The sequence below is a fragment of the Bradyrhizobium sp. genome (assembly GCF_049586575.1).
Classification (GTDB): Bacteria; Pseudomonadota; Alphaproteobacteria; order Rhizobiales; family Xanthobacteraceae; genus Bradyrhizobium.
On the sequence record NZ_JBAVCF010000400.1, the window covers coordinates 1 to 7,965 of the forward strand.

Genomic DNA, 7,965 nt, shown 5'->3' on the forward strand with positions numbered 1-7,965 from the left:
CGCGGACGTATTGGAGAGATCAATGTCCTTGAGGATTGCGGTGGCGGCGGCCACCATCGGCGTGACGCTTCTGGCAACCAATGCCGCGCAGGCCCGGCCCGAGGTGGTCGGGGTGAGGAGCAGCGAATATTCGCCCGGGACGATCGTGGTGAAGACCAGCGAACGCCGTCTCTATCTCATCCTCGATGATGGCCACGCGGTGCGTTACCCCGTCGGCGTCGGCAAATACGGCAAGCAATGGTCCGGCACCACGCAGATCAGCGGCAAATACCGCAATCCGGCCTGGGCGCCTCCCGCAGAAGTGAAGCGCGATAAGCCCGACATTCCCGATTTGATTCCCGGCGGCTCGCCGCGCAATCCGATGGGCGTTGCCGCCATGACGTTGGCGGGCGGCGAATACGCCATCCACGGCACCAACATGCCCGGCTCGGTCGGCGGCTTCGTCTCTTATGGTTGCATCCGGATGCTCAACCCCGATATTACCGACCTGTATGAACGGGTTTCCATCGGCACCACGGTGGTAGTAACCCGCTGATCGCGGCGTTGGCGACGGCCTCCGCTTCAAAAGTCCGAGGCGATGCCTTTGGTTTCCCAGTCGCCATATCGGGTCGGCTCGGGTCCCTTCGGGCCCTGAAGCTCTTTCGGCGACGACTTCGCGTTCGCGGCGGCGAGCTGCCGGCGCGCTTCGGCTTCCGCGAGCGCGCGTTGGGCCGCAGGCGTAAGCACCTTGGGTTCCGGCGAAGGAAGAGCCGTCTTCGGCTGCAAAGGATCATCCGTCATCGGAAACATCCATTTGTTGGAGCGCCCGTCCGATCAACTTGCGAGCGCGAGACGTCGATTCGCTTGTAAAGTCACACGGCCGATTCTTACATTTGGCATATTCTCATGCCAAAGCGATTCCTTCTGCGCCGGCCTTGAGTGAAATGCGAATTGCCGGCCCCTATTGCAAGATGTTCCCGCTCCATGCCCCCGCAACGTTTCGCTCTGCCAACTGAAGCGCCCGGCCTCGCGGCGCGGCGGATCGCAGCCGATATCCTCGATGGCGTCCTGCACAAACACCGTACGCTCGACGAACAGCTCGATGGCCCCGCCGCCCACCCCGCGTTGAAGAGCCTTTCCGACCGCGATCGGGCGCTGATGCGACGTCTGGTCGCGACGATCCTGCGTCGGCTAGGCACTTTGGGTCATGTTCTTTCACGGTTGCTTGACCGCGGCATTCCAACCGACGCCCCTCGCGCGCAAAGCGCGCTTTTGATAGGCGCGGCGCAAATTCTCTGGATGGATGTGCCCGACCACGCCGCGGTCGATCTGTCCGTACGATTGGTGCAGTCGGATCGGCGCGCCGCGAAATATGCCGGCTTGGTCAACGCCGTGCTGCGGCGTTGTGCGCGGGAAGGGCAGCCGCTGATCGACGAAGTAAAATCAAAACATCTCGACGTGGCGCCGTGGCTCCTGGCGCGCTGGTCCGCGCACTATGGCGAGGCCACAGCGAGCGACATCGCGACCGCGATCGGACATGAGCCATCGCTTGACATCACCGTGAAGTCCGATTCCGAACAATGGGCGACGCGGCTGCACGGCGAAACATTGCCCACCGGATCTGTCCGCACGTTATTGCAGGGCTCGGTGACGATGCTGCCGGGCTTTTCCGAAGGACAGTGGTGGGTGCAGGACGCTGCCGCAGCGCTTCCGGCGCGTCTGTTCGGCGACGTGGCGGACAAGAAGATCGTCGATCTCTGCGCCGCTCCTGGCGGCAAGACCGCACAGCTCGTGCATGGCAAAGCGCGCGTGACCGCCGTCGATCGATCGCCCGCCCGTATGGCGCGGCTGCGCGATAATCTGGCGCGGCTGGCGCTGGATGCGGAATTTGCGGTTGCCGACGGCGCTGAGTGGCTCGGCCAGAGTCACGGCGAAGGGTTCGACGGCATCCTGATCGATGCGCCCTGCACCTCGACAGGGACGATCAGGCGTCACCCCGATATCGGCTGGCTGCGACAAGAATCCGATATTGCGCCGCTGGCGGCGGCCCAGCAGCGGCTGTTGCAGAGAGCGGTTGCTGCTTTGAAGCCCGGCGGAATGCTCGTCTACTGTACTTGCTCGCTGGAGCCCGAAGAGGGAGAGCTGGCGATCTCGGAGTTTTTGAAGTCCGAAACGACGATGCAACGCCTGCCGATCGGCGCCGAGGAAGTCGCGGGCTTGAGCGAAATCGTGACTGCCGAGGGCGATTTGCGCACCCTGCCCTGCCACTTCCCCCATCCGGACCCGAGGCTCGGGGGTCTTGACGGGTTTTACGCCGCGCGGCTGGTGCGGCGTCACTGAGCCCGGACTGCCGGCTAAATCCTGATTTTACACCGGTTTTTGACCCTGCTGCGCTGATTCGCAGCGTTTCAAGATGGTGTCTTGGCTGCATTTCCGGATTAAAAGGAGCCGGAAAGAATCCTCGCAACCAAGGCAGGGCGTGTCGGTCGCTCAACGCAGACGTATCTCGACGCTGATCCTGGACCGCGTTGCACGCAACCTGATGGCGCGGGCAAGCGGTGGCTCGGTCGCGTTGTCGTCGCTATGGCCGGGCCGTACCGACCGCCTCATCATCGCGCCGCACGATCTGCGCACGGCGGATGCTACCCGTGCGGCCGAAATCTATGCCGGCCGGTTTGTGTTCGCGGGCAAGATCGTCACCTGTCACGGCCGCTCGATCTTCGAGCTCGAGCCGCCATCGGACGATTGGGAAGTTGCGCTGCTTGGTTTTGGATGGCTACGGCACCTGCGCGCAGCCGATACCGCGATCACGCGCGCCAATGCCCGCGCGCTGGTCGACGACTGGCTTTCAAATCCCAACTACAAGCGGCCGATGGCACGCCGTGCCGACGTGCTGGCGCGTCGCGTGATCTCGATGTTGTCGCAGGCCCCGCTCGTTCTCGGAGATACCGACGGCAAGTTCTATCGGCGCTACCTGCGCGGGCTTTCCCGCGAAATCCGCTATCTGCGTTACGCCATGATCGACATTGCTGATGGCGTGCCCCGGCTGCAGGTGCTGATTGCGCTTTGTTACGCTTCGCTTTGTCTTGCCAATCAGGCAAACCACATCCGCGCCGCCGCCCGCCGGCTGTCGGAAGAGTTGCAACGGCAGATCCTTCCCGACGGCGGTCACATTTCGCGCAACCCCGGTGCGCTGATCGAACTTTTGACCGATCTGTTGCCGCTGCGTCAGACCTTTGCGGCCCGCAATATCGCCCCACCGCCCGCGCTGTTGAACGCGATCGACCGCATGATGCCGATGCTGCGCTTCTTCCGGCACGGCGACGGCAACTTTGCGCTGTTCAACGGCATGAGCGGCACCCCATCGGACGTGCTGGCCACCTTGCTCGCCTATGACGACACCCACGGCACGCCGATGGCCAATATGCCGCACACGGGTTTTCAAAGACTCGATGCCGGCAATACCGTTGTGATCATGGATGCCGGGCCATCGCCGCCGCCAGGCGTCAGCCAGGACGCCCATGCCGGTTGTCTCTCGTTCGAATTGTCCGCGGGAACGAGCAGAATCGTCATCAACTGCGGCATGCCTTCGACCGGCCGCGATAATTGGCGCAGCTTTGCCCGAGGCACGTCGGCGCATTCGACGCTGATCTATCACGACACGTCTTCCTGCCAGTTCGTGGAATTTTCCGCGATGAAGCGGCTCCTGCAGGGGGCGCCGATCGTCCATGGCCCGACCGAGGTCGAGAGCTGTCGCGAGACCGTTGCCAACGGCGTGCTGTTGACGACATCACATGACGGCTATGTCGACCGGTTCGGCGTGATCCATCGCCGGGTGTTGATGCTCGCGCCGGATGGTGCGCGACTCGACGGCGAGGACACCGTGACGATGGCGCCCGACGTACGAAACAAAGGTAACGAAATCGACTATGCGTTGCGGTTCCATCTGCACCCGGCCGTGAAGGCCAGCCGTCTCAGCGACGCCAGGGGCGTCATGCTGGTATTGCCTAACCGCGACGTCTGGACCTTCGAGGCGCTCGACGACAAGGTCGAGCTTGAGGACAGCGTGTTTCTGGCCGGCAATGACGGTCCGCGCCGCACCTCGCAGATTGTGATCCGGCAGGATTCGCACCACGCACCATCGATCCGCTGGAGCTTTGCGCGTTCGGCTTCCTCGCCGTCGGCGACGGCTGCGAGGCGCGGTGCCCGCCGCGAACCGGAATTGCCGCTGTAACCCGGCCGTTGTGAACATCCGTAAAAACTGCTAACCAGCCGTCACTCGCGCGACTGGCGACTTTGGATGGAGCACCATCGGGAAGCGCGGGACTATCTGCCGCGCGCCTGGGCAAAAGCACCCCTTGAACAGAGGAACTTGCCCATGACTGATCAACTTCGTCGCGTCACCCGCGCCTTGCTCTCTGTCTCGGACAAATCAGGGCTGATCGAATTCGCCCGCGCACTGGCCCTCCACGGCGTCGAACTCGTTTCGACCGGAGGCACCGCGAAGGCGATCGCGGAAGCCGGGTTGAAGGTCAGGGACGTCTCCGAACTGACCGGCTTTCCCGAAATGATGGATGGACGGGTCAAAACCCTGCATCCGAAAGTGCATGGCGGGCTGCTTGCGGTCCGCAACAATGACGAACATGCGCGAGCGATGAAAAGCCACGGCATCGCGCCGATCGATCTTCTGGTCGTCAACCTCTATCCGTTCGAGGCGACCGTCGACAAAGGCGCCGACTTCGAGACGTGTATCGAGAACATCGACATCGGCGGCCCCGCCATGATCCGCGCCGCAGCCAAAAATCATGACGACGTCGCCGTCGTGGTCGACGTCAGCGACTACCAGGAGGTTCTCGACGAGCTCAAGGCCAATCAGGGTGCAACTACGCTTTGGCTGCGACGACGTCTTGCCGCCACGGCCTATGCCCGTTGCGCGGCCTATGACGCCGCGATCTCGAACTGGTTCGCGGGCGAGCTCGACACCGAAGCACCGGAATTCCGCGCCTTTGGCGGTCGGCTGATTCAATCGCTGCGCTACGGCGAGAATCCTCATCAGAAAGCCGCGTTCTACCGCCTGCCGGACCGGCGTCCGGGCGTCTCCACTTTGCGCCAGTTGCAGGGCAAGGAGCTGTCCTACAACAACATCAACGATACCGATGCTGCCTTCGAATGCGTCGCCGAGTTCGACCCTCAGCGCACGGCCGCCTGCGTCATCGTCAAGCACGCCAACCCCTGTGGCGTGGCCGAGGGCCCTGATCTTGCCACCGCCTATCGCCGGGCGCTGGCCTGCGATTCGACCTCAGCCTATGGCGGCATTATCGCGCTGAACCGAACGCTGGACGCGGAAACGGCAAAGGCCGTCACGGAGATCTTCACTGAAGTCATCATTGCGCCCGACGCCACCGACGACGCGATTGCCGTCGTCGCCAAACGGCGCAATCTGCGACTGCTTTTGACCAGTGGCTTGCCCGATCCCCGTGCAATCGGGCTGACTGCAAAGACCGTGGCAGGCGGATTGCTGGTACAGAGCCGCGATAATGCTGTGGTCGACGACATGACGCTGAAGGTTGCGACCAGGCGCGCACCGACGGAAGCCGAGATGCGCGATCTGATGTTCGCATTCCGCGTCGCCAAGCATGTCAAATCGAACACGATCATCTACGCGAAAGATCTTGCCACCGTCGGCATCGGCGCGGGCCAGATGAGCCGGGTGGATTCGGCGCGGATTGCCGCACGCAAGGCCGAGGACGCCGCACGTGAGTTGAAGCTGGCGGGACCCCTCACCAAAGGCTCGGTTGTCGCATCCGATGCGTTCTTCCCGTTCGCGGACGGCATGCTGGCCTGCATCGAAGCCGGCGCCACCGCGGTCATCCAGCCTGGTGGTTCGGTGCGCGACAACGAAGTCATCGAAGCCGCCGACGCTCACGGCATCGCAATGGTGTTCACCGGCGTGCGCCACTTCCGGCATTGACGGCCGCAGCCACCGCACAGCATCACCCCTTGAGAGGCATGCACAAATATTCTCGAGCCTTGCCGGGACAAATTTGTCTCCGTCGCTTAAACAGCTAGGCTTCCGGGCCTTCTGCTGACGCGACGGAGAATGCGGATGATCCCTATCAGGATGACGTGGCGCGGAAACCTGGCCGCGATCCTGCTCGTTCTCGCGTTTGGCGGCCTCGCGGCCGCGCAACAGCCGCGCCGCGGTTTTTACACGCCGCCTTCTGCCGACGCCATCCACTCGGTCGTGGCCGAACACGGCATGGTGGTGGCGCAGGAGAAGACCGCGGCGCGCATCGGCACCGACGTCTTGAAGCGCGGCGGTAACGCGGTCGATGCGGCGGTCGCCACCGGCTTTGCCATGGCAGTGACCTATCCGCGCGCTGGAAATATCGGCGGCGGCGGCTTCATGGTCATCCATTCGATGGACCGGCGTGAAGATGTCGCGATCGATTATCGCGAGACGGCACCTGCCGCCACCACATCGAACATTTTCCTCGGGGCTGACGGCAAGCCAGACAACGCCAAATCGCGCGATTCGGCACTCGGCATCGGCATTCCCGGCACACCTGCAGGACACTCGCTGGCGCTCGAAAAATTCGGCTCCGGAAAATTCACGCTCGCGGAGTTGTTGAAACCGGCAATCGATCTGGCGCGCAACGGCGTCGTTGTCGCCGATGACGGTGCCGACACGCTGCCCGAGTGGCATCGGCGACTCGCGCGCTGGCCTTCGTCGACAAAGATCTTTTCTCGTCCCGACGGATCGTCGTTGCGCGAGGGCGACACACTGGTCCAGATCGACCTCGCCACCACGCTCGAGGCCATCGCCGCGCAGGGGCCGCGCGGCTTCTATGAAGGGCCGGTCGCCGAAAAACTCGCAGAAGCTATCCTTGACGCCGGCGGCATCATGACCACGGATGATCTCAAGGCGTATCGGCCTGTCATTCGTGCGCCGGTGCGCGGCACCTATCGCGGCTACGATATTGTTTCGATGCCGCTGCCTTCATCCGGCGGGATCGGGCTCGTGGAGACGCTCAATATCCTTGAGGGATTTCCCCTAAGCGACATGAAGCAGGGCTCGGCGGCTTCGCTGCATGTTCTGATCGAAGCGATGAAGCGCGCGTATGCCGATCGTGCGCATTATCTCGGCGACCCCGCTTTCGTCAGTGCGCCGGTGGCAACCCTCCTCACCAAGGACTATGCCGCCAGACAGCGCGCCGGCATAGACCTCGATCATGCAACGCCATGGAGCGACGCGTTGGCCGCTTCGGCGCCGCGCGAGGGCAACAACACGACGCATTTTTCGGTGGTAGACCGATTTGGCAACGCGGTCAGCAACACCTATACGCTGAATTTCAGTTATGGCGTCGGTCTCGTCGCTGAAGGCACCGGTGTCCTGCTCAACAACGAGTTAGACGATTTCACCGCTGCGCCGGGTGCCTCCAACGCCTACGGTCTCGTTGGCTTCGAGGCCAACTTGCCCGGTCCCGGAAAACGACCGCTGTCATCGATGTCGCCGACCATCGTGCTGCAGGACGGCAAGCCGGTATTGGTGACGGGTTCGCCCGGCGGCAGCCGCATCATATCGACCGTGCTGCAGGTGATCGTCAACGTGCTGGACTATCATCTAGATGTGGCGGCCGCAGTGGCCGCGCCGCGGCTGCACCATCAATGGCTTCCCGATGAAGTACGGATCGAACGCGGCTTCGCTGAAGCGACGGTTGATGCACTCAAGGCCAAAGGCCATCGCATTGTCGAACCGATGGGACAGACGTCGGCGAATTCGATCGCCGTGACGCCGGTCGGACTGCTCGGCGCTCCCGATCCGCGCACCCGCGGCTCTGAGGCGGCGGGCGAATAGAAAGTCAGCCGGCTGGTTTCAGCGGCCGACTGCGTAGGGCCCGCCTTTTTCCAAGGCGCGCCGGTAAGCGGGGCGCGCATGAATGCGCTCCAGAAATGCCATCGCCTTCGGATGACCCTGTTCAAGGC

The 7,965-nt window shown here is 63.2% G+C and carries 6 protein-coding genes, 1 pseudogene and 1 riboswitch; of the genes and pseudogenes, 5 read left to right on the forward strand and 2 right to left on the reverse strand.

The features are described from left to right. Positions 1-22 precede the first annotated feature (22 nt). A complete protein-coding gene (locus WB528_RS15880; protein ID WP_423889362.1) occupies positions 23-535 on the forward strand; it encodes a L,D-transpeptidase in 513 nt (170 codons plus the stop codon). 26 nt (positions 536-561) lie between these two features. On the opposite strand, the gene WB528_RS15885 is transcribed toward WB528_RS15880, so the two are convergent. Further along, on the reverse strand, positions 562-780 hold the full coding sequence (locus WB528_RS15885; RefSeq protein ID WP_423889363.1) for a DUF1674 domain-containing protein: 219 nt from the start codon (positions 778-780) through the stop codon (positions 562-564). A gap of 183 nt (positions 781-963) precedes the next feature. Between WB528_RS15885 and WB528_RS15890 the strand changes: the two genes are divergently transcribed. The 4 genes from WB528_RS15890 (at position 964) to ggt (ending at position 7,837) form a co-directional block, all read left to right on the forward strand. Next, complete coding sequence (locus tag WB528_RS15890; RefSeq protein WP_423889364.1) at positions 964-2,319, forward strand: RsmB/NOP family class I SAM-dependent RNA methyltransferase; 1,356 nt, start codon at positions 964-966, stop codon at positions 2,317-2,319. Between the two features lie 202 nt (positions 2,320-2,521). After that, a complete protein-coding gene (locus WB528_RS15895; RefSeq protein WP_423889367.1) occupies positions 2,522-4,213 on the forward strand; it encodes a heparinase II/III family protein in 1,692 nt (563 codons plus the stop codon). 39 nt (positions 4,214-4,252) lie between these two features. After that, positions 4,253-4,333, forward strand: a riboswitch (ZMP/ZTP riboswitch). A 24-nt stretch (positions 4,334-4,357) separates the two neighbouring features. Further along, positions 4,358-5,950: a bifunctional phosphoribosylaminoimidazolecarboxamide formyltransferase/IMP cyclohydrolase gene (gene purH, locus WB528_RS15900; protein ID WP_423889365.1), complete on the forward strand. Its 1,593-nt coding sequence runs from the start codon at positions 4,358-4,360 to the stop codon at positions 5,948-5,950. Positions 5,951-6,085: 135 nt separating this feature from the next. Then, positions 6,086-7,837, forward strand: coding sequence for a gamma-glutamyltransferase (gene ggt / locus WB528_RS15905; protein ID WP_423889366.1), 1,752 nt, complete (start codon positions 6,086-6,088; stop codon positions 7,835-7,837). A gap of 18 nt (positions 7,838-7,855) precedes the next feature. On the opposite strand, the pseudogene WB528_RS15910 reads toward ggt, so the two are convergent. Next, positions 7,856-7,965: pseudogene (locus WB528_RS15910) on the reverse strand (glutathione S-transferase); the annotation flags it as partial.

Coding starts and splice junctions, on each gene's coding strand:
- ggt (WP_423889366.1), top strand. CDS start 6,086: ATGATCCCTATCAGGATGACGTGGCGCGGAAACCTGGCCGCGATCCTG.
- WB528_RS15885 (WP_423889363.1), bottom strand. CDS start 780: ATGACGGATGATCCTTTGCAGCCGAAGACGGCTCTTCCTTCGCCGGAA.
- WB528_RS15895 (WP_423889367.1), top strand. CDS start 2,522: ATGGCGCGGGCAAGCGGTGGCTCGGTCGCGTTGTCGTCGCTATGGCCG.
- WB528_RS15890 (WP_423889364.1), top strand. CDS start 964: ATGCCCCCGCAACGTTTCGCTCTGCCAACTGAAGCGCCCGGCCTCGCG.
- purH (WP_423889365.1), top strand. CDS start 4,358: ATGACTGATCAACTTCGTCGCGTCACCCGCGCCTTGCTCTCTGTCTCG.
- WB528_RS15880 (WP_423889362.1), top strand. CDS start 23: ATGTCCTTGAGGATTGCGGTGGCGGCGGCCACCATCGGCGTGACGCTT.